This is a genomic window from Chryseobacterium sp. UF-81, assembly GCF_058245105.1.
Genome location: NZ_JBSIBX010000013.1, coordinates 25,109 through 45,856, shown reverse-complemented (window position 1 = coordinate 45,856; position 20,748 = coordinate 25,109). Strand labels below are relative to the sequence as shown.

At 38.9% G+C, this 20,748-nt stretch carries 20 protein-coding genes and 1 tRNA gene; 6 read left to right on the top strand and 15 right to left on the bottom strand.

What is annotated here, in order from left to right:
* Position 1 precedes the first annotated feature (1 nt).
* The 9 genes from AC4IFE_RS16755 to AC4IFE_RS16715 all read right to left on the bottom strand — a co-directional run bounded on the left by AC4IFE_RS16755 (position 2) and on the right by AC4IFE_RS16715 (position 8,814).
* Positions 2 to 748, bottom strand: a complete 747-nt coding sequence (locus AC4IFE_RS16755; RefSeq protein WP_490758286.1) for a M17 family peptidase N-terminal domain-containing protein — start codon at positions 746 to 748, stop codon at positions 2 to 4.
* Positions 749 to 769: 21 nt separating this feature from the next.
* On the bottom strand, positions 770 to 2,158 hold the full coding sequence (locus AC4IFE_RS16750) for an alginate export family protein (RefSeq protein WP_490758285.1): 1,389 nt from the start codon (positions 2,156 to 2,158) through the stop codon (positions 770 to 772).
* Positions 2,159 to 2,175: 17 nt separating this feature from the next.
* Positions 2,176 to 2,808 (bottom strand): hydrolase, encoded by a 633-nt coding sequence (locus AC4IFE_RS16745; protein WP_490758284.1) that lies wholly within the window; start codon positions 2,806 to 2,808, stop codon positions 2,176 to 2,178.
* 60 nt (positions 2,809 to 2,868) lie between these two features.
* Positions 2,869 to 3,792, bottom strand: a complete 924-nt coding sequence (locus AC4IFE_RS16740; RefSeq protein ID WP_490758283.1) for an alpha/beta fold hydrolase — start codon at positions 3,790 to 3,792, stop codon at positions 2,869 to 2,871.
* Between the two features lie 181 nt (positions 3,793 to 3,973).
* Positions 3,974 to 4,462 (bottom strand): MaoC family dehydratase, encoded by a 489-nt coding sequence (locus AC4IFE_RS16735; RefSeq protein WP_490758282.1) that lies wholly within the window; start codon positions 4,460 to 4,462, stop codon positions 3,974 to 3,976.
* A gap of 53 nt (positions 4,463 to 4,515) precedes the next feature.
* The gene (locus AC4IFE_RS16730; protein WP_490758281.1) at positions 4,516 to 5,337 is read right to left on the bottom strand and encodes an alpha/beta fold hydrolase; all 822 of its coding nucleotides are present in this window, start codon (positions 5,335 to 5,337) and stop codon (positions 4,516 to 4,518) included.
* Between the two features lie 623 nt (positions 5,338 to 5,960).
* Positions 5,961 to 7,709, bottom strand: coding sequence for a POTRA domain-containing protein (locus tag AC4IFE_RS16725; protein WP_490758280.1), 1,749 nt, complete (start codon positions 7,707 to 7,709; stop codon positions 5,961 to 5,963).
* Between the two features lie 331 nt (positions 7,710 to 8,040).
* Positions 8,041 to 8,125: transfer RNA gene (locus AC4IFE_RS16720), tRNA-Ser, on the bottom strand.
* Between the two features lie 119 nt (positions 8,126 to 8,244).
* Positions 8,245 to 8,814: a DUF6624 domain-containing protein gene (locus tag AC4IFE_RS16715; protein WP_490758279.1), complete on the bottom strand. Its 570-nt coding sequence runs from the start codon at positions 8,812 to 8,814 to the stop codon at positions 8,245 to 8,247.
* A gap of 298 nt (positions 8,815 to 9,112) precedes the next feature.
* Here AC4IFE_RS16715 and AC4IFE_RS16710 point away from each other — a divergent pair, with 298 nt between their 5' ends.
* The 6 genes from AC4IFE_RS16710 (at position 9,113) to AC4IFE_RS16685 (ending at position 15,370) form a co-directional block, all read left to right on the top strand.
* Positions 9,113 to 9,943 carry a sigma-70 family RNA polymerase sigma factor gene (locus AC4IFE_RS16710; RefSeq protein WP_490758278.1) on the top strand — a complete coding sequence of 277 codons (831 nt, stop codon included), beginning with the start codon at positions 9,113 to 9,115 and terminating at the stop codon, positions 9,941 to 9,943.
* A 77-nt stretch (positions 9,944 to 10,020) separates the two neighbouring features.
* Positions 10,021 to 10,605 carry an FMN-dependent NADH-azoreductase gene (locus AC4IFE_RS16705; RefSeq protein WP_490758277.1) on the top strand — a complete coding sequence of 195 codons (585 nt, stop codon included), beginning with the start codon at positions 10,021 to 10,023 and terminating at the stop codon, positions 10,603 to 10,605.
* Positions 10,606 to 10,607: 2 nt separating this feature from the next.
* A complete protein-coding gene (locus AC4IFE_RS16700; RefSeq protein WP_490758276.1) occupies positions 10,608 to 10,964 on the top strand; it encodes a nuclear transport factor 2 family protein in 357 nt (118 codons plus the stop codon).
* Positions 10,965 to 11,172: 208 nt separating this feature from the next.
* A complete protein-coding gene (locus AC4IFE_RS16695) occupies positions 11,173 to 13,983 on the top strand; it encodes a TonB-dependent receptor (protein ID WP_490758275.1) in 2,811 nt (936 codons plus the stop codon).
* Between the two features lie 4 nt (positions 13,984 to 13,987).
* Positions 13,988 to 15,031: a phytase gene (locus tag AC4IFE_RS16690; RefSeq protein WP_490758274.1), complete on the top strand. Its 1,044-nt coding sequence runs from the start codon at positions 13,988 to 13,990 to the stop codon at positions 15,029 to 15,031.
* Between the two features lie 138 nt (positions 15,032 to 15,169).
* The gene (locus AC4IFE_RS16685; RefSeq protein WP_490758273.1) at positions 15,170 to 15,370 is read left to right on the top strand and encodes a bacteriocin-like protein; all 201 of its coding nucleotides are present in this window, start codon (positions 15,170 to 15,172) and stop codon (positions 15,368 to 15,370) included.
* Positions 15,371 to 15,517: 147 nt separating this feature from the next.
* On the opposite strand, the gene AC4IFE_RS16680 is transcribed toward AC4IFE_RS16685, so the two are convergent.
* The 6 genes from AC4IFE_RS16680 to AC4IFE_RS16655 form a co-directional block, all read right to left on the bottom strand.
* The gene (locus tag AC4IFE_RS16680) at positions 15,518 to 15,790 is read right to left on the bottom strand and encodes a hypothetical protein (protein ID WP_490758272.1); all 273 of its coding nucleotides are present in this window, start codon (positions 15,788 to 15,790) and stop codon (positions 15,518 to 15,520) included.
* Positions 15,791 to 15,827: 37 nt separating this feature from the next.
* Positions 15,828 to 17,192, bottom strand: a complete 1,365-nt coding sequence (locus AC4IFE_RS16675; protein WP_490758271.1) for a S41 family peptidase — start codon at positions 17,190 to 17,192, stop codon at positions 15,828 to 15,830.
* The gene (locus AC4IFE_RS16670; protein WP_490758270.1) at positions 17,192 to 17,932 is read right to left on the bottom strand and encodes a hypothetical protein; all 741 of its coding nucleotides are present in this window, start codon (positions 17,930 to 17,932) and stop codon (positions 17,192 to 17,194) included. The genes AC4IFE_RS16675 and AC4IFE_RS16670 overlap by 1 nt, the downstream gene beginning before the upstream one ends.
* 212 nt (positions 17,933 to 18,144) lie before the next feature.
* Complete coding sequence (locus AC4IFE_RS16665) at positions 18,145 to 19,071, bottom strand: T9SS type A sorting domain-containing protein (RefSeq protein ID WP_490758269.1); 927 nt, start codon at positions 19,069 to 19,071, stop codon at positions 18,145 to 18,147.
* Between the two features lie 70 nt (positions 19,072 to 19,141).
* Positions 19,142 to 20,455, bottom strand: coding sequence for a beta-helix domain-containing protein (locus AC4IFE_RS16660; protein WP_490758268.1), 1,314 nt, complete (start codon positions 20,453 to 20,455; stop codon positions 19,142 to 19,144).
* Positions 20,456 to 20,555: 100 nt separating this feature from the next.
* Positions 20,556 to 20,720: a hypothetical protein gene (locus AC4IFE_RS16655; protein WP_490758267.1), complete on the bottom strand. Its 165-nt coding sequence runs from the start codon at positions 20,718 to 20,720 to the stop codon at positions 20,556 to 20,558.
* Positions 20,721 to 20,748: the final 28 nt, after the last annotated feature.

Here is a 20,748-nt window from a genome sequence, read left to right as displayed (position 1 = left end):
ATTATGGGGTGTTCAGTTTGGTAATTGCTTCTTTAATTCCTCCGCCTGCAACATTGAAAAATGATGGACCTGCAAGCAATATCAGTTTCTGGAGATTTATTTTTTCAGATAAATGCCGGGTGTCCAGATACAACTGGGTACGATAGGCATCAAATGCTCCTAAAACCACATTTTCGGCAACCAATGCCGTGGGAGAATCTATTCCGGCATCTTTAATATCACTGGCAAAAGAAACCGTTTTTACGTTCAGCCTCAAAGCTTCTCTCATTGCAACGCTTCCTACTTTTTTCATTAATCCGGCATCGAAAGAATTTCTGTCGCCCAATCCTATCAACAAGAGTTTTTTAGAGGCTAAACTTCCTTTTGGTGGTGTTATGAGTAATGTTTCCAAAGCATATCCTTTGAACTGACCTTTTTTTCTGACTTCTGTAATGATTCCCTTTAATGCTTCATCCAGGTGAACCATCCCGTTCAGTTCGGCAGGTAGTGCGGGTGGATTGAAAATATCACCTTCTGTATACTCGAAAACGCAGGCAATCTGAAGGTCTGCCACAGCTGCAGATGGTCCCTGTACAAGACCCACAACGGAAACCCCGTCTACTTTTCCCCATGTGGTGGTAGTTCCTACTGCTGCTTTTGTTTCAGTTAATGTCTGCGCTGAAACGAACTGGGCTCCTGAACTTGTCAGAATCAATGCGACAAAAATCGCCTTGCACCAAGTAAAATATTTTGATATTGAATTTTGCATAATAAATGATTTTAGTAATGATTAAAATTTGAATCCTAATCGGATATTGTAGAAGACACCGCTTTTAGCATTGGGAATAATATCTTCAATAAAAACTCCTTTTCTGAAGTACTGAATTCCGCTTACTAAAGAGAAATAACGATTAAAACTATAGGTAAAATTGGTTAAATAGGCTGTTCCGATATATCTTTTATCAGAATTACTGCCCGGACGATTGAGCACTCCGCTCGGTCTGTACACCCCATCCTGCAGAGCATACCTCCAGTTGAAAACAACATCCATCTGCATTTTGAGTTTGGAGGTTAGGTCCAGTGTTACATAAGGATGAATATCTATAAGATTCACCGGCCCGATCTGTGGGCTGAACCCGAAATACCCGCCTTTTGGATAGAGAGGATTAAACGTTTGAAGCTTTCCATCCTCTTTTGAATGATCTCCGGAAATGTAATCATTCCTCAGGTTAATGCCGGGTCTGAATCTTACATTTTCAAACAGATAACCAATATCCACCGAACCTGTCCATGCACTGATATGCTGATCTCCAAAACTTCCAAACTGATACGCGGCTTCAAGATTATAGATAAATCCACCGCCATATTTCCAAAATCTCCCTCCTACTGTGTGGCGTTTTTCTTTGGCTGTACCGGATTCAAAAACGGATTCATCCCTTCGTATCCCGATATAATACAGATCAAGGTTTCCGGCTTTTGGAAAAATTATTTTAGAATAGGCACCCCAAAGATTGAGCTGTTTTGAAGTCTTATTATCAAAAACTCCTGCATTGATACTATCTGCCATCATGGCAAAAGCATCTGCAAAAACATTTTTATAGGAATACATTATTTTAGCCCCGGTAAAAGAAAGTCTTGCATTGGGACCTTCTCTTACAGAGATCAATCTTCCTGAACCGTAATCAAGTTCCTGACGTCCCAGCCTGAAAGTCAGTTTCTGATCTGTTTTATTGATCAGGTTAGCGTCAATAAAAAGGTTCTGAATACTTAACTGATCTTCATCAATACCTCTTGAACCGTTTTTTCTTCCGTTCTGTAAGGCACTTCTGACCTGTGAAAATACCCTGATATTTTTCCCTACATGCATATCTGCGTGAAGATCATATCGCTGCAGAAAAAAGTTATTGTGTCCTATATCCAGTCTTCCCCAATCTTCATTGTTGAAATCTACATATTCATAGCGTGCCTCGCCTCCAAAAGACAGATAGATATCTTTCTTTTCATTAAGGGGAAGAAATTTCACCCTGTTATAAAAAGTGTCTGAAGAATCTTTTAAATATTCATAATTCTCATCGTAACGAAGGAGCTTAAAACTCTGGGCAGATACGTTTTCGGAAAATAAAAAGAGCAGAAAGATGACCGCTTTTAAAGAGCATATGTAATGTGCAGATCTCAACATTGAAAATTTTTATAATATTAATGGTTCAGCATATGATGAGCATAGTGAATTCCCAATCCATAAGAACCCCCGTATTTCTTCATTAAATCAGTCACAGGAATATAGGTTTCCTGACGTGCCCAATCTCTCTGAAGCTCTAAAATATACTGGATGGAGGTCATTGGTTTTACTCCTGCATGAATCATTCTCTGAATCGCTCTTTCATGTGCTTCATCACTTACATCACCACAGGCATCAGTAATAACATACACATCATAGTTTTCTTCAAGGGCGGACAATGCAGGTCCTACGATGCACACCCCGGTCCATAATCCTGCAAAAACCAGCTTCTGTTTCTGAGTGGCTACAATTGCTTTATAAGCTGCTTCATCTTCCCACGTATTCATTGTTGTTCTGTCGATATAGCCCGAAGTTGCTATAGGATATGCTTCTTCTATTTCAGGGAATACCGGTCCTGAAAAGCTTTCTTCAGCGACCGTCGTTACAATCGTAGGTACGTTAAATATTTTGGAAGCTCCGCAGATTACAGCCACATTATTACGCAGCTCATTCATTGAGATGCTTTTGGTGGCAAATGCCATTTGACCTTCAAAATCAATCAATATGAGTGCATGATTATCCGGAGAAAGTAGTTTGGTTGATGGTTTCATAAATTTATTTGTTTATTATTATGTATTTATTCTGGTTAAATGAATAAGTATTGACTGTACTTATTGTTTCAAAAACTTGATGAATTCTGCATTAAACTTATCTTTTTCTTCCAGGAATGAAGCGTGTCCGCTTTTGTCAAAAGGAACCAACTGAGATCCTGAAATAGCTTTATGCATCTGTTCCGCCAATGCAAAAGACACAATTTTGTCTTCTTTCGCATGGAGAATTAAAGTGGGGATTTTAATTTTTGGAAGATCACCGCGCAAATCTTCATCTCTTAAAGCAATTAATGCCTGTTCCATTGCATACGGGGATGACTGCATCTCGATACTGCCCAGCCAGGCTCCGATTCCGGGAGATACGGAAGTCGGGGAATACACAAATTTTTCACCGATGGCTGCCAGTAATGCAGGTCTGTCGGTATTGTTTAGTTCAACCCACTTAGAGATATCTTCTTTGGTAAAAAACGGATAGGGATAATCAGCTTTTTTGGTATGGCAGGGAGCGGCGGCTGAAAATAAGGCCAATTTGCTTACATGGGCACTGTTATATTTTGCCACGTAATGCAGGGCAATTGCACCTCCCATAGAATGCCCACCCAATGTCGCATCCTTAATGTCCAATTGATCAAGAACAGCCTTGATGTCAGCCGCAAATTGATCGTAATTATATTTTCCATAAGGTTTATCGGACTGTCCGAAACCTCTCAAGGTGATTCCGATTACCCGGTAACCTTCTTTTAGCAACGCATGATATTGATACTCCCATGAAGCGTCACTCAAAGGATACCCGTGGATGAGAATAACCGGCTTTCCTTGGCCCAGATCGGTAACATGCAGTTTTACATTGGGCTCAACTTCAATATATTCAGCTCTTGCTGCAGCTGTTTTTTCAGCATTTTTTTCCGATTTATCTTTCGTGTTGCACGAAACGAATAGTGTGGTTAATACAATAACCGCACTGATCATTGGTTTAATTTTCATGATATAAAGTATTTAGAGATGTATTTAAAAAATCACATCCAACGAATAAGTATTGTGGGAATTGATAGAGTTTTTTCAAATCCGCTGCTCCATGTTCCAAAGCTGATTATTCCTGTGGAAGGATGAGGCAGAGGATTCAAAAAGAGAATATCAGCTATTAACTGTTATGATAGGTCATAATTTATCTCTTCAATAAGTATTTATGCTGACCTTCCAATACAAGTTCAGATTTTTGATTATACACTGTTACTTTTGTCGTCACAATACCGTTATCTCCCTGCGGACTAAGATCCGTAATCGTGAGCGAAGAATATAATGTATCTCCCGAATGAACTTCTTTCAAGAAACTACATGAGAGTTCCAAAAAGCTGATGAAAACCTTCCCGAAATAATGCGGCAGCAAGGTTGCCCCAGGCGCAGTAAAGGCCAAAACCTGTAAACCATGAACTACCGGTGCATCATGTCCCTGTCTTTTGGCATATTCCGCATCATAATGGATGGGGTGGTTATCACATGATACGGTTTGAAAAGCTGAAGCATGAGCATCTGTCAACGTTCTGCTTGGAGCTCTGAATACCTCGCCTACTGCCAGTTGATCGAAACTGCGAGCCGGTACAATTGAAAAATCTTCAGGATTAAATGCTGATTGTTTTGTATTTGAATTTTCCATAAAAATTTTCTGGATTAGAATAAATCACTATTTACCTACTGAATAAAAAACTTTTACTTTTTTATAAATGCCAGTATATCATTGTTAATGGTTTCTGCTTCCGTAGTTGGCATTCCGTGTGGGAATCCCGGATAAGTAATCAATGTGCCGTTTTTCAGCAATTGGGCAGATTTTACACCTGCATTCTGATAAGGTACAATCTGGTCATCTTCTCCGTGTAATACTAAAACAGGAATATCAACAGCTTTTAAATCTTCCGTAAAATCGGTTTCTGAAAATGCTTTTATACATTCGTAGTGGGCTAAAATACTTCCCATCATTCCCTGTCTCCACCAATTTCTCTGCACCCCTTCTTTTATCACAGCACCTTCTCTGTTGTACCCATAAAAAGGAACAGTCAAATCGATATAGAACTGTTGTCTGTTGGTAAGAGTTTGGTTTCTGATGTCGTCGAATACCTCCATGGGAACTCCATCAGGATTATTTTCACTTTTTACCATTACTGGCGGAACAGCACTGATTAAAACTGCTTTGGCAACTCTGTCTTTGCCATATTTGTTGACGTAACGGATCACCTCTCCTCCACCGGTTGAATGACCTACGTGGATCGCATCTTTTAAATCCAGATATGCTGTCAGTTCAGCAACATCAGCGGCATAAGTTTCCATCTCATGTCCGGTAGTAGTCTGGCCCGAACGTCCGTGCCCTCTTCTGTCGAAGGCGATTACCCGATATCCTTTCTGCAGGAAGAACATGATCTGAGCATCCCAGTCATCAGATGATAAAGGCCATCCATGGTGAAACATGATAGGTTGCCCTTTTCCAAAGTCTTTGTAGAAAATTTCTGTACCGTCTTTTAATTTTAATGTACTCATTGTTTTAAATTTTTTGATTGATAATTAAATTCAAAGAGTTAATTTCAATAAGTACGCTAAAAATTTAAAATACTATAAATCAAATAATTAAACAATAAAGTGTATTTTAAAAACTACGATATATCGTAGTTTTATGATGCTATTATTTAAATTTCAGAAAATTAGAGACAGTAAGTACGTAATTTAATACCCATAAAGCTACCTTCATTCATAGTTTCGAATCACATACAATGGGTAATCATGATTATTTTAGATTGCGATATAGGAAGAGATTTTAATACTGATATTCTTTCTTAATACTTTTTAAATTAATTATGTCGTTCCGGTTTCGGGGCAACACAAATTCCGGACTTCCTCTGAGAAACCTTTAAAGAAATTGAAACATAAAAACACATTGTAAAGTCCGTCACAGAATGAATCTGGGCTGCTGCTAGTTAAATTGGTAACCAGATAAATCATATATCAACATACACCAATCGGTTTGCTCTGGTTTTGTTTCCGGGGATTTAAAAAATTAAGACATAACTTGTTTTTAAGTAATTAAACTTTTAAGTGTTATTAAATATCGAACAAAACTTCAATCAGTCAAGTTACCTGCTCTTTTTAAATATAAAATAACATCATCAGTTTCCGAAATTCACAAAGTGCGGGATTTCTGTTGATAAGTCATTCACCGGCAACACATTGTTCCGGTTGCTGTTAAAATCAAAAATTGAATTATTATCAAAAGGAACGCGGGGATAGTAAGTAAAAGAAATTTGTATTCTGTTGAAAACCAAATACGGATTATTGATCAAAACACCAATGCCTATTTTAGTGTTACTTTTTGTTTTCAGTAATTTATCATCAGGCATACCCAGCCATCCGACTGCTGCGGTTAGATAAGGACTGAAATGAAAATTCTTCCAGGTTTTATTAATAAAAAGCTGAAGCTGATATCTCAAAACCAATTTTTTTGTGCCTATGTAATCTGAATTATACACAGGAAATTCATCTGCAGAAGAGAGATTAATTCTGTCTTTATAAGAATAATTATGCTGCGGATTTCCTAATGCTAAAGTTGGAGAAAAGAAATGCCTTGCTTTGGCAAATTTCCAATCCATAAGATTGGTAAAATAAGTTCCATCCAAACGAAAAGACTCGCGGTTCTGACTGTCTTCATTAAAAAACCTTCCAAACTGAGCTTTCAGATTGAAATAACCAATCTTTATAAAATTACCATATGATGCAGAAACTCCCACGTAAGGCATCACTTCATTACTTCTTGATAAAACTCCGGCCGTAAGGTTCATTGAATGACCATAAGCAATATCCTCCGGCAAATTATATTGAAAAATATTCTTCTGAACTGAAAAATTTCTGCGAATAAAACCGGCAGACATCAGAAAACTGCTGTAAGAACTAAAATATTGATATTGGTCGATTCCCGGACTGTCTTTATATTGATAATTCTGGAATCTTCCTATCAATGCAATATTGCTGTCGACCTTTTCATTTGAATCAGCTGAAACAGGGATTTGATAACCACCCCATAAATCCTGGCTGTATACCTTGATCTGAACTTCCGGAAAAGTAGTGGCTGTTTCTATTGGAAGTGAAACATTCCGCATAAAATATTCGAAAGTGAAACCACCCGCCCATTTTGTAAGGGGCGAGAAAAAATCTCTTCTGACATTGAAATTAATTCTTTCATTTTTCAAAAAATCCCGTTCACCCAATATCTGGGCATTAATATAAGAGCCCCAAAGGTTAAATGCCGTGTAACTCCCCAAAAGATAGTCCTGCTTTTCTTTGGAATCATTTCTATAAAGTAGATTCAATTCGTGTCCCAGTCCCAAAAGATTTTCTTCGGTAACACCCAAACCAATTTTACTTCCTGAATAGCTGACTCTCGGCTTTAAACTCCAGGAATCGAGAACTTTTACCACAACATCAATAGAATCTTTGCTGGAAGTACTGTCGGAAACACTAATATTCACCCTGTTTATAAAAGGCATTGCCCTTAGCAAACGTTCAGATTCATAAAGTTTCTGGGCATTATATTCTTCACCTTCCTGAAAAAGTAAATAATGATTAACAGTAGAGGTTCGTGTATTGGCATGAAGATGATTTGTGAACCAATCATACCATCTGGATTTTTCTTTTTTCTCTTTTGAACCGTATCCAAACGGGTCAATTGTTTCTATCCTGATATTTCTGATATATTTTCCATTGTGAGTCTTTTGTAAAAGTTTCTCAGTTCTTGTTTTAACAGATGCAGAATCAGCTTCCCTACGAAATATGAAACGGTGAATAAATTTGGTAACTTTTCTTTTGTCAGAAAAATTTTCAATTTTATAGTAAAGAGAATCCTTTCTTTCCTGTGCATTCAAAAAGAAAGAACAATTTAAAAAGAAAATAAGAATTACGATCGATCTGTTCATCAATAATTAAAAATTAAAATTTAATATCAATTAATAAGCCAATATCAGTTAATATAGTAATTTAGTTATATCTCCTGTTTACAGCAATTGTCAATAGAATTGCGACAAGAGTTTCAAGGTGTAATTGAGTGATTTCTTATTGAAATTGAATTGAATAATTGCAATCCGGTTCGGAAATTATTAATTTGGGCAATATCCATAAATAAAAAACCTGAAAATCAATGATTTTCAGGTTTTTATATTTTTTGACGCTTTTTAAAACTTTAGAAAAGCTTGCTTGCGGAGAGAGAGGGATTCGAACCCCCGGACCTGTTACAGTCAATAGTTTTCAAGACTATCGCAATCGACCACTCTGCCATCTCTCCTGAATAACGGCTATACCGTTGTTTTAAGTGGTGCAAATATATAAAGTTTTTTTGAAACTGACAAAATATTTTTTCAGCTCTTAGTAAAAAATATGAGCTCAATAAACCAATTGATACATTTAAGGTGCCAATATCCATCCTGTTTTTATTCTCCATGCCGTATAACCAGCATCTTTTGCATCTATTTCAGTCATCTTTTCTATACCGGGAATCCTGTTGATTTCTTCCTGAGAAAAAGGTTTCAAATTCATTTTCAGGCGTTCTTCGTTCAGTTTATTTTTACTTTCTACCGGATATGGCAGTCTTTCTTCAGTCAGCTGTGTTCCGTATTTTTGGGGCTGGCTCTGAAAAACCTGGATTCTGTCGTACAGATAAGCAATGTTTAAAGGATTGATATCACTTCTATTTTCAATCATCATGTTATAGCATTCTTTCATAAATTCAGGCTCACCAATAGAATGCTGAATAATAAGCCATGCAGCGTCGCTGACCTTATCCCCCACTTTTGAAATCGTAGGAAACCCTATTTTCCCGATAATTTCCCGAAGCTTTTCTGCATTTTGTCTGTGAACCTGTTCCATTTCGGGATGATAGCCGTTGGAAAGTTTTCCCTCAGAAGCCAGTTTCTCTCTAACTGACAGATCTTTTTCAGCCAGCTTAATTAATTCTCTTGAACATGCTTCATCCATACTTTTCTTTAATTTTAGTTTTAATGAATCTATCTGAGAGCTTTTTCATTTGATCCAAAATAAAGGTAAAATCTGTTTCATAAAGGATCTCCCGGAACTTCAATCCCTCTACCGGATAAGATTTCAGGAATTTATTCTATCATTCCTTTCTATTCTCTGGCTAATATTGTTCAGGATGCAAATTGCCAAAAAATTCTAAATATTTCGCCATTGGGATTTTATTTCAATTAAAAAATCTAACATTTTTGAAAAGAACTGTCACATTTTATTCATTAAGTTTGTCTTCAAAAGAAATATCATGCAGGAAAATTACAGCAGACTGCTTACCTATGCTTACAATATCACAGGGTCTTATGAAGACTCGCAGGATCTTGTTCAGGATGTAATAGAAAAATATATTTCTTTAGACAAATCCGGAATCAGGAACGAGGTTAACTTCCTGATTAAAAGTACAGTTAATCACGCCATCAATTTTAAGAACAGGCACAGTAAAAAAATGATTTACGGGGAATGGCTTCCGGAACCTCTGTCCTTTGACAATGCGGAGAATAAGCTGATCAAGGAGCAAACGGCTCGCTATACACTTCTTGTCCTTTTAGAAAAGCTGAATGCCAAAGAAAGAGCTGTATATATTTTAAAAGAAGCTTTCGACTATTCTCATCAGGAAATTGCTGAAATCCTGGATATTTCCATTGATAATTCACGTCAGCTGCTGAGCCGTGCAGGAAAACAGCTGCAAGATATAAAATATGCTCCTGATACTGCAAACTCCACGGATACCGATATACTCCACAAATATCAGACGGCATTAAGTGAAGGAAACATTTCCAGAATCGAAGAGCTTCTGATAGATGACATCAGGCTTTCTGCAGACGGTGGGAAACGTATACGTGTCATCAAAGCCGTAGAAACCGGCAGAATGGCAACGGCATCTCTTCTCGCTTACGTGCAACAGCAGTTTCTTTCAGGGAAACCTTTTACTTTTAATGTTTTCAATCATCAGCCTGCTTTGTGCTTCTGGCAGGGAGACCGTATATACAACTGCCATATTCTGGATATCAATGAGCATGGACTGATCAGAGAAATTTATTCTATTGTAGATCCTGAAAAGTTGAAAAGGATTAATTAATTTAAGGGTCAATTCTCAATTTTCTAATCATCTTTGTCACGTTTTGGAAGTCGGGTGTGTCTTTAAAGAAAAAAAGTATGAACACACTCCTCCGAATCGACAGCAGCCTTAGGCTTAACGATTCCTATTCACGCCGTATAGGCGATTATTTTGTAAAACAGTGGATTCTGAAACATCCGGACGGATCGGTTATTGAAAGAGATACTGCCAGAAAAATGACGCCTCACCTCACCCAGCAGACTTATGATGCATTTTTGAATGAAAATCTGTATACCGAAGATCTTCTTCTGTCCGACAATTTGATTGATGAGCTTTACAAAAGCAGTGAGATCCTGATCACCTGCCCTATGTACAATTATGGGATTCCTTCTTCGCTGAAAGCTTATTTTGATCTTGTAATCAGAACTAAGAAAACGTTTACCTATGACCAAGGCATTAAAGGCCTGCTTTCAGATAAGAAAGCACATATCATTTCTGTCATGGGCGGTATTCACTCGTTACCCGGCGGAATGAATCCTCTTGAAACTCATTTAACCAGCATCCTGAATCATCTGGGAATTACTGACATCAGCTATTTTCCTTTGGAAGGTACTGCTGCCTCGGATCAGATTTCAAAGAAAACAGAATTAACAGAAGCCTCAATTTTTAACTATTTAAATTAATCATGGAAGAGATCAGACAAGCTATAGAAAAGTTCATTAAAGGTGGGGATACCAATGATACCAACCTTTTAGAACAGATTCTTCATCGAAATTACCAAAACATACAGGACGGATTTTTTGATCAACCTGGAATTTTTGTCATTTCTAAAGAAGAGTATATTCAGCTGGTTCGCGACAAAGTTTTTGGCGGGAAACCGAGAACAGTTCTTTATCATTCTTTGGAACGGAAAAATAATATTGCGTACGCTCAGGTTTCCCTGGAAAGTCCGGCCCTCAGGTTTTCATCGCTTATCACCTGTGTCCGGGAGAACGGGAAATGGAAAGTGATCACTAATGTTCCTTCGATAGAACAGAAATAAGAAATAACAGCCCAAGCTGCGTCAAAGGATTAATACTTTTGACGCAGCTTTTTTATGTAAAGATAAGTGACAGTGATGCTTTATCACTTTACGGGAAAGTAATCCTGATGTATCTGTTCATAAATCCTTAAAAGAATCGTAATCTATAATTCAGGCTATCTCCCAAACAGACGTTTAATTTTGTTCCGACTTAATATACAGTTATAAAGTGAAGAAGATTTTTACCTCCGTTTTATTTTGTGCAGCCATTTTTTTCTATGCGCAAACCGGTACTGTTTCCGGAAATATCAATGATGATTCCAAATTATCCCTGCCGGGTGCCAGAATTTCTCTGGCTCCGGGAAATATCTATACAACTTCGGATGATCATGGTAATTTTGTTTTCCTGAATGTTCCTGCAGGAAGTTATACCATGACAGTAGATTATCTGGGCTATGGAACCAGAGAATACAGTGTAACGGTTGAGTCTGAAAAGAACACAAAACAGAATATCATTTTTGCAAGAAAAGAAACAGCGATTGCAGAAGTGGTCGTGAGCGGATCCACACTGAAAAACCAGGCAAGAGCATTGAGCAAGCAGAAAAACAATGCCAATATCACCAATGTGATCTCTTCCGACCAGATCGGACGTTTTCCTGATGCCAATATTGGTGATGCTTTGAAGCGTGTTCCCGGAATTACGATACAGAATGACCAGGGAGAAGCCAGGAATCTTATCATAAGGGGGTTGGCACCCAACCTTAATTCTGTTACGCTAAACGGTGACAGAATTCCATCTGCTGAAGGTGACAACAGGAATGTTCAGATGGACCTGATCCCTTCGGATATGATCTCTACTATCGAAGTTAATAAAACCCTTACTCCCGATATGGATGCTGATGCTATCGGTGGTTCGGTAAACCTTATCACAAGGGCTTCACCTAACGGGCAGAGGATTTCTGCAACTCTGGCGGGAGGTTACAATCCGATCCGTGAAAAAGGTAATTATACAGCCGGTTTGGTATATGGAAACCGTTTTTTAAATAAAAAACTGGGCGCTGTTTTCAGTTTTTCCTATAACAATAATAATTTTGGCTCGGATAATATAGAACCGACCTGGAGTATTGCAGATGATGCTGCACAAACTGCTTATATCAGCAAAATGGGAGTCCGTTATTATAATGAACACCGTATAAGACACAGTTTTGATCTGAATATGGATTATGAATTCAATTCCAAAAACAAGATCTATGCTTCAGCAATGTATAATTTCAGAACTGATAAAGAGAACAGATTTGCTTTAGGCTATAAAGTAAAGCCGGTCTATAATGATGAAGAAACCGAAATTACAGGCTGGAAAGGCAGCATCACAAGGCAGAATAAAGGCGGAGATGCGGATAATGACAATACGCGTCTGGAAAGACAGAAAGTGCAGAACTATGCTTTAAGAGGGGAACATCTTCTGGGATCAAAGATCGATCTTGACTGGTCTATGAACTATGCAACGGCAAGTGAAAAGAAACCTCATGAGCGCTATATAGAGTTTGAGAACGGAAAAATGAATTTCTCTTCAGACCTCAGCGATCCGGAAAGGCCGATAATTACTCCCCTTTCTGCCGACAATTTAGGTGTTTATAAGTTAAGTGATCTTTCAGATTCCAACAGTTTTACCCAGGAAAAGGAGTTTGGAGCAAAGGTCAATGTCCGTTTTCCGTTTTCTGTGATCGAAAATCAGAAAGGCAGACTTCGTGCAGGTGTACGTCTCCGTTTAAAGGAAAAAGAACGGAATAATGATTATTATGCTTTTGAGCCTTTGAATGATATGGGAAGCCTGTTATCTGTTCCTACGGTTCATTTTGACGGTCAAAACTTCCAGCCGGGAAATTATGTTCCGGGAACTTTCGTAGATCCGTCATACATCGGTGGCCTGGACCTGTTCAATCCCAATTTATTTAAAGGTGAGCTGAAGCCTGAAGAATTCCTTTCGAGTAATTATACGGCCAAAGAAAATATCTATGCCGGATACATCAGATGGGACCAGGATTTCAGCGATACATTCTCAATGATCGCAGGAGCACGTGTTGAAACCACAAAAATTGACTATACCGGAAATTATGTATTGGACGAGGAAGATCTGGCAGGAAGGATCAACCGTACGAACACTTATACCAATGTACTCCCGAATTTGTCTTTCAAATATGTTCCTGTTAAGGATCTTATATTGCGTGCGGCATTTACAACAGCTTTGGCCCGTCCGAACTATTATTCGCTGGTTCCTTATCTTAACGTTATTTCCGGGGATGAAACCATTGCTGCAGGGAATCCGGATTTAAAGGCAACCTACGCTTATAATTTCGATTTTATGGCGGAGAAATATTTTAAATCGGTTGGAATTCTTTCCGGAGGTTTTTTTTATAAGAATCTTAAGGATTTTATTTATACTTATTCGAGAAGAAATTATACATCCGTTGATTTCTCAAATGATTTTGCAGGACAGTCCAATCCTATTCCTGCGGGAGAAAATAACTGGAGATTTACACAGCAGCGTAATGGGGACCATGTAAATATTTATGGTTTTGAAGTTGCTCTTCAACGTCAGCTTGACTTTATTCCGGGAGCATTCTGGAAAGGCCTTGGAGTGTATGTTAATTATACATATACCCAATCAAAAGCGAAAGGAATCACAAATGAAGATGGCGTGGAGCGAACAGATGTAGGACTTCCGGGAGCTGCCCCGCATATGTTCAACGGATCTCTTTCGTGGGAAAATAAACGTTTCTCAGCAAGGGTTTCTATGAATTACGCATCTGATTATATTGATGAGCTGGGTGGAAAATCATTTGAAGACCGTTATTATGACAAGCAGGTCTTCCTTGATGCGAATGCATCTTATAAAATTACCAGCCAGCTCAGGGTTTTCGCCGAAGCCAATAATCTGACGAACCAGCCGTTACGGTATTACCAGGGAATCCAAAGCAGAACCGCACAGGTGGAATATTACAGACCGCGATTCACTTTAGGATTGAAATTTGATTTTTAAACGTATGAAAAAGTTACCATTTATTGTAGCCATATCAGTCTTACCTTTTGTAGTGAGCTGCAGCACGCAAAATTTAGGGAAAAACATAAAGCCTTCTGTTATTACAGAAACGGTAGTTCATGATACCGATGATCCTGCCATCTGGATCAATCCTGCGGATGCTTCCAAAAGTATTATTATCGGAACTGATAAGGATACTGATGGCGGACTGTATGCCTTTGATCTGAACGGAAAAATCATCAATAAAGTTTCAGGACTGAAACGCCCGAACAATGTAGATATTGAATACGGCTTTATGCTGAACGGAAAGAAAACCGATATTGCCGCTGTGACGGAAAGGGAAACCAATATGGTAAAGCTTTACAGTCTTCCGGATCTGAAGGAAGTGGGTGGATTTACGGTATTTGACGGTGAAACGCAACGCGATCCGATGGGAATTTCCATGTACCAAAACCCTGTATCAGGAGAAATACATGTTGTTGTGGGAAGAAAATCCGGCCCGGCTGACGGTTATCTGTGGCAGTATAAGCTTTCTGAAAAAAAGGGAAAAATAACCGGTGAAGTCATCCGGAAGTTTGGAAAATACAGTGGTCTGAAAGAGATTGAAAGTATCGCTGTAGATGATGAAATGGGCTATATTTATTATTCTGACGAGCAGTTCGGGGTGCATCAGTATTATGCAGATCCGGCCAATGGGAATGAGGAACTTCTGGTTTTCGGAAAAGGTGACTTTACATCTGATGTGGAAGGAATTTCTGTTTATCCTACTTCAGAAAAAACAGGATATATTCTGGTTTCCAATCAGCAAAGAGATACTTTTAACGTGTATCTGAGAGAAGATCCCGCCAAGGGAAAAATGGCTGAAATTCCTGTTTCCACCAGTGAAAGTGACGGCTCAGAAGTAACGAATGTGAATCTGGGTCCCAATTTCCCAAAGGGAATATTTGTCGCCATGAGTAATGGCAGAGTTTTCCATTTTTATGACTGGAGGTTGATTGAAGAAAAAATTACGGCAGCCAGGCAAAATGAAAATTCTGAATTGAAATAGGATATAAAACGATGTCTTGATGATGAAGTATTTTCATATTAATTTAGTTTCCGTATTAAAAAAATCACTAATTTGGGATAACTAAAAGCGGAATCTGAAAAGCTTATAAAAGAGTAAGAAAAACTAAAAATTTAATTCATGAAAAATCTTAAAAAAATTTCAAGAGAGGGTCTAAAATCAGTAAAAGGAGGTACTAAAGAAGGATGCCCGGGACCTGGATCACCGTTATACCGTCCTTATGCTACGCAGGAACAATGTGAAACTGCTACGGGAAAAACGTGTTTTTATTCAGAAGAAAGCTATTGCTTCCCTGCGGGATGGAATGCAGATTTACTTTAATTTCTTCTTAGACCGGTCCTGAAATAATGATCATATAATTAAAGGACAAAAATAATAATCGAACCGGAGTAAAAATGTTTTTGCTCCGGTTTTATTTATTTGAAGTTTTCAACTCAACCATACAACAACTTTCAATGATTCACATAATCACCTTTGTTTTACCTTTCTTTTCAATTCTTTGACTCTCAGGGTCAGCTGTTTTCTCAGATCATTGTGATACTGTCTGTAATTTTTTATGCTTCTTTCCAGCTGCCTCTTTTGAGCCAGATAATCCTCATAGAGTTCACTTAATTCCGAGACCTTAGAAATCATGTCAGAAGGCTGGATATCCGGATCCCCGGCCGCTTTTTTCAGCAGGCCCCGGTAATATTCCATACGGTCTGTAATGCTGCTGTGAAATTTTGGTTCTATTCCCTGCATGGCTGTTGGTTTAATGTATTAAAAAATTAAAAAATGGTCACTTTCCGATGGCTGCAGAAGGCGTATCACTCTGAAATAAAATCTTAACACTTTGATCCAAAGTATTCTTGCCTGCTGATTTTGAATAAATATGGTTCAGGGCGGATGAAATTAAGGTTTCTTCCGGATCTCCCAGCGGAAGCAGCGGCAGCGAAGCGTATTCACCGGCTGCAATCTGTGGGGGAATTCCGTTGCCGTAAGCGCCTTCCCCATCTGCATTGAAAACTTTATAAATAACCGGATGAAGCTGCCACGATATTTTTTTGGGTTTTCTTTTGTCTTCCACCATAAATCCGGCCATATCTTTACCCAATGTCACGCCTCCTACCTGAATGACCTCCATATAAGGTTTTAGGTTATTGATCACGATCTCCGAGGCAGATGCCGTGCTTGTTGAGGTAAGAATATAAACTTTACCCAATCCCAGAGCATTCGCACGCAGAGTATTGAAATCAAGGGCATTAGGATCATAATCAATCTGCTGGGCAAATGTTCGTTTTACTTCACCTCCGTTTTTGTTTCCCCTGTAGACAATAAATGGCGAGGATGCGGAAATTCCGGAAGGGATCAATGAGCACAGCGCCGCTGCTGAAGCGACGGACCCACCATAATTGTACCGGATATCGATGATAAGCTCCTGTATTCCGGCTGCTTTGAAACCTGCAAACTTCTGATTCAGAGCAGGAGTCATTCCGTCCGGAAAATCATAGATGTAAAGATATCCTGTCTTTTTACCGTTTTTTTCAAATATTTTAGATTCCAGAGGCTGTTCAAAGGAATACCCGTAGTAGACCGTGATGTTCTTTTCATTTGCAACGGCATCATTTTCCCACGTCCCAACCGTTAATTCTATGACCGTCTGATCTTTAATTGATGAAGTCAATTCTTCCGCATTGGCTGCTGTAATTGCTTTACCGTTGATCTTCGTGATCATCATCCCTCTTTCCAGACCGGAACTGAATGCCGGTGAGTTTTTCATAACAAGCTTTACGGTGGTTACAACGCTTCCATTAGCCAGCTGTATGACGGCATAATCAAAACCATACATATTCCGGACGGAACGCGGATAAGAAGAAGGATCCTGGGTATCTACAGCAAATGAAAACCTGTCCTGTGAGGATAAAAGACTTTTAAAAAAATCCTTCACCGGCAGATGGTAATCCGGTTTGGCGGGCATCTGGTCTGCCCAGTAATAATACCTTCGCATGCTGTCCTGCACCCATTGGTTTACAGATTCCCTGCTTCCTTCCGGGAAACGCGGAACGCCCTCATCATCATTACGGCTGCATGATAAGGTCAGCATGGAAATTGCCGAGAACAGCCATAGAAAATTAAAATATTTCTTCATAAAATTGTCCATCATTACAGATAATCTGCCACATCAATCTCTCCTTTAACCGTCAGGATACCATTTTCCATTTTTTCCTGAAGAATGATAAGATTGGCTCCCATATTCTGTTTTATTTTTACTTTAATGATTTCAGATCCGGTATATGGCGAAGAGCTATCCGGTTTATACAGTTCAAGGTAGACAGGAGCTGTATTACTGAAAAAATTATAGATCTTTACGTCTGTAAAATTTTTCTTCCCGATATCGGTAAATTCTGCAAGCACGGCTCCGTTTTCTCTTTTCAGAATCCCCTTCACACTGGAGAGTGAACTCCCTGAGTATTCACCCAGATTGGGAAAAATGAATTCAAAGCCTACTTTCCCAAGGTTGATCTGCGGCTTAACCACGGATGCCTGAAGAAAGATTCCGGGAAGATTGAAAAAATTCAGGGTTTTGTAATCACTGACATTGTCGTAGGTGATATTGTAATGGGCAATTTCGGTACCTGTTTCATTATTGTAGATTCCAAGCCTGTCTGTTTCTCCTTCATCCAGAACAAAATCAAGTCTTGTTTCTATAGTATTGGTATAAGAAGTATTTCCATCAATAGATATGGGTGTTCCGTTCAGTCTCAGCTGGATCATATCCGGCTTCGAATATCCTTTGATATTCACCTCAGCCGGCTTCTGGGACTTATCAAACGGCTGCATCACGCTGCTGTCTGAACAGGAAATAAGCAATGTAAAAAACACAAGTGCAATGAACTTATTCATCTATATTATTTTAAATTAAAAAATCTAAACTCAGAAATATTGTCCCGCCCGGTGAAAGTACGGGACAACATAATAATTATAAAAAAAACTAAGTTGGATATGTTTATGATCAAACGGTTTTTGCGGGGAAGCTTCAAACGTGTTTGACCGATTAAGTTTTCATGGTTAATTCCTGCAGAATATTCTGAAGGTTAAATTGATAAACGGTGTGATTATTTTTTGATAAACTTCAGTTTTTCCATTGTTTTTCCGTCAGAAACTTCAGCAATGTACATTCCGGCCTGCAATGATGCTACATTGACTGATCTGCTGTATTGAGCCGAAAGCACTTTCTGCCCGGCCACATTATAGATAGAAACCGTCGTCATATGTTCTTTTAAACCTGGATTTAATTGTAGCTGAAGAATTTCCTTTACAGGGTTTTCTTTGATTTTCGTTAAATTTTCTTTCTTCTTTACTTCTTTTGTGTCAAGGAATGTGGAAGCATAAATCGCCATTTCATCGATATTGATATTCTGGAGGTTATTCCCGCTTGGCTTTCTGTTGGACCATATTCCGATATAGATCTTTTTACCCGCAAAGGCTGATATATCAATAATACTTTCGTTAAACTGGGTCAGATCATTAGGGAAAGGATTCGCTACAGTTCCGGCAATAATGCTGTACGGGCTTGGAATATCATTTCCTCCTGCATCCACCGTCATAGCCTGGAAATCTGCCAATTCCGGGACCGGTTTCTGAGGAGTGCTTACATAAATAAAAAGATCGCGTCCAATATTAAAATGGGTAGTTCTCTGCCTTCCGATATAAGCAGCCAGACTGATTGTTCCTGATGCTCCCTGCAGATCAATCGGTGGGGAGATAATCCAGTCGTTTTCAGTAGCAAAACCTGCAGCATTTCCGCTGGGAACCAGGCTTACTGAATATCGGAGCACTCCTGCAGTACCGTAAGTAAGGGCATTTGTTCCATTATAATAGATATTCTGTCCCTGAACCCATCCGTTTCCATTATTGTTCAGATCATGAGTGGTCCATCCCTGAAGGTCAGCAGGGGTATCAAAAGAATTGCTCCATACCAGAGACTGCGCAGCAACAGCCTGTGAAAGCAATACAACAGATAATAAAAATAGTTTTTTCATAATACAGATTATTAGAGATTTTTGAAATAAAAAGCAGGGAAAGACATGGAAGCTTCCCCTGCATTTAAAATTATTCTACAATAGAGAAGTTATATTTCGTCCAAGTTCCCTGGTAGTCTCCACAGTTTCTAGGTGCCACGTTCCATGGTCCTACGTTGAAGAATGGCTGAGTCATTCCCCAAGCTGAAGCTGTACTTCCTACCAACAGGTTGGCAGCAGGGATTCCCGCAGTTCCTGTACCTGTAACAGAAGTTGTAAATCCGTGTACTTTGATTGTGTTTAAAGTAGAAGCTGAAGACAGTTCAGAACCTGTTCCTTCTACTTTGATTCCTGTAGGATACCCTGTAACAACAGCATTATTCAATGTTAATTTTCCTGCTCTTCTGATGTGGATACCATTTTCATATAATGGTCCGGAAGGTGTTGATGAAGAGTATAACACATTAGTACGAGATCCTACGATAGTAAGATTGTTGATCACAGGATTTGTGATAAGTGGTGTAGCAGTACCTGTTGAGTTGTTATCCAGCTCAATACCGTTGGTATCGGAAACACCACCGCTAAGGCTGTGTGTAGAATTGTTGTCTGCCAAAGCAAGTGCACAAGTGATAGTTCCTGTGTATCCGTTGTCAAAATCAAAGTTGTCATCATCCGGAGCAAAAGAAACAAGATTAGATGCATTCACAGTACCTCCGAAGAACTCGAAAGAGTCATCTTTCCCATAAGATACCTGGATGTGGTCTAAAGTAGTTCCGTTTCCTACAGCACCTAAAGTAAGCCCGTTGATCTCATTTCCTGAGTTTGGAGCCAAAAGATCGAATCCGGCGAATTCAATACGAACATACTTCAATATACCTCCGTTGTGAGCAGCATTGGTACCTCCGTAATAAAAATCAGAACCGGTTAATCCTTCGATAGTCTTAGTATCAGGTGTGTTTGCCGGAGCATCACCTAGCATAATAACACCTCCAAAATCACCAGGAGCAGCCGTTGTGTTTTCATCTCCGTCTAACAGTTTATAACTTGTAAAAATAATCGGCTGTGTTGCTGTACCGGTAGCATCTATTTTACCAGTTTTAGAGATCACAAGAACCCCTGTAGGTGTATTCGTTGTGTTAGGTTTTGCTTTAATGAAAGTTCCAGGCTGGATTGTTAATTTAGCACCATTCTTTACAGTAACAATACCGTTGATCTCTACTACTCCGCTCCAAGTAGTGTTTGAAGTAATGTCACCACTTACAGATGTTACCGGAAGTGCAGAAGCCGTAATATATTCAGCAGAAGCAGACTGCATTTCGAATGGTGTAGAAGAATCCGCTAAATGATCGTTTTGACAAGCAATAAGAGATAATGCTGCAGCAGCAATTAAAGTTAGTTTTTTCATTGTTATAATTTTTAGTAGATCCGGTAATGTTATTTTTATAACCGGAAATTTTAATATTTAGGAATATCCGCCTCTATATTCCTGCGATTTGGTTTTTATTTCACCCTGCATTCCAGGAGGAGCTGTCCTGCAGGGGTTTCCTGCTTATCCGCTGCTGTCCGGAAAAAAACAACGGCGTCCGGTTTTTATCTGATCCGGTACTGCTGTGCGCATCATCAGTATTGATCCGGCTCGTGTCCAGGATTCCGAAACCTGTACATTGCATCAATGAGCTCTTTTATTCTGTTTTTTAT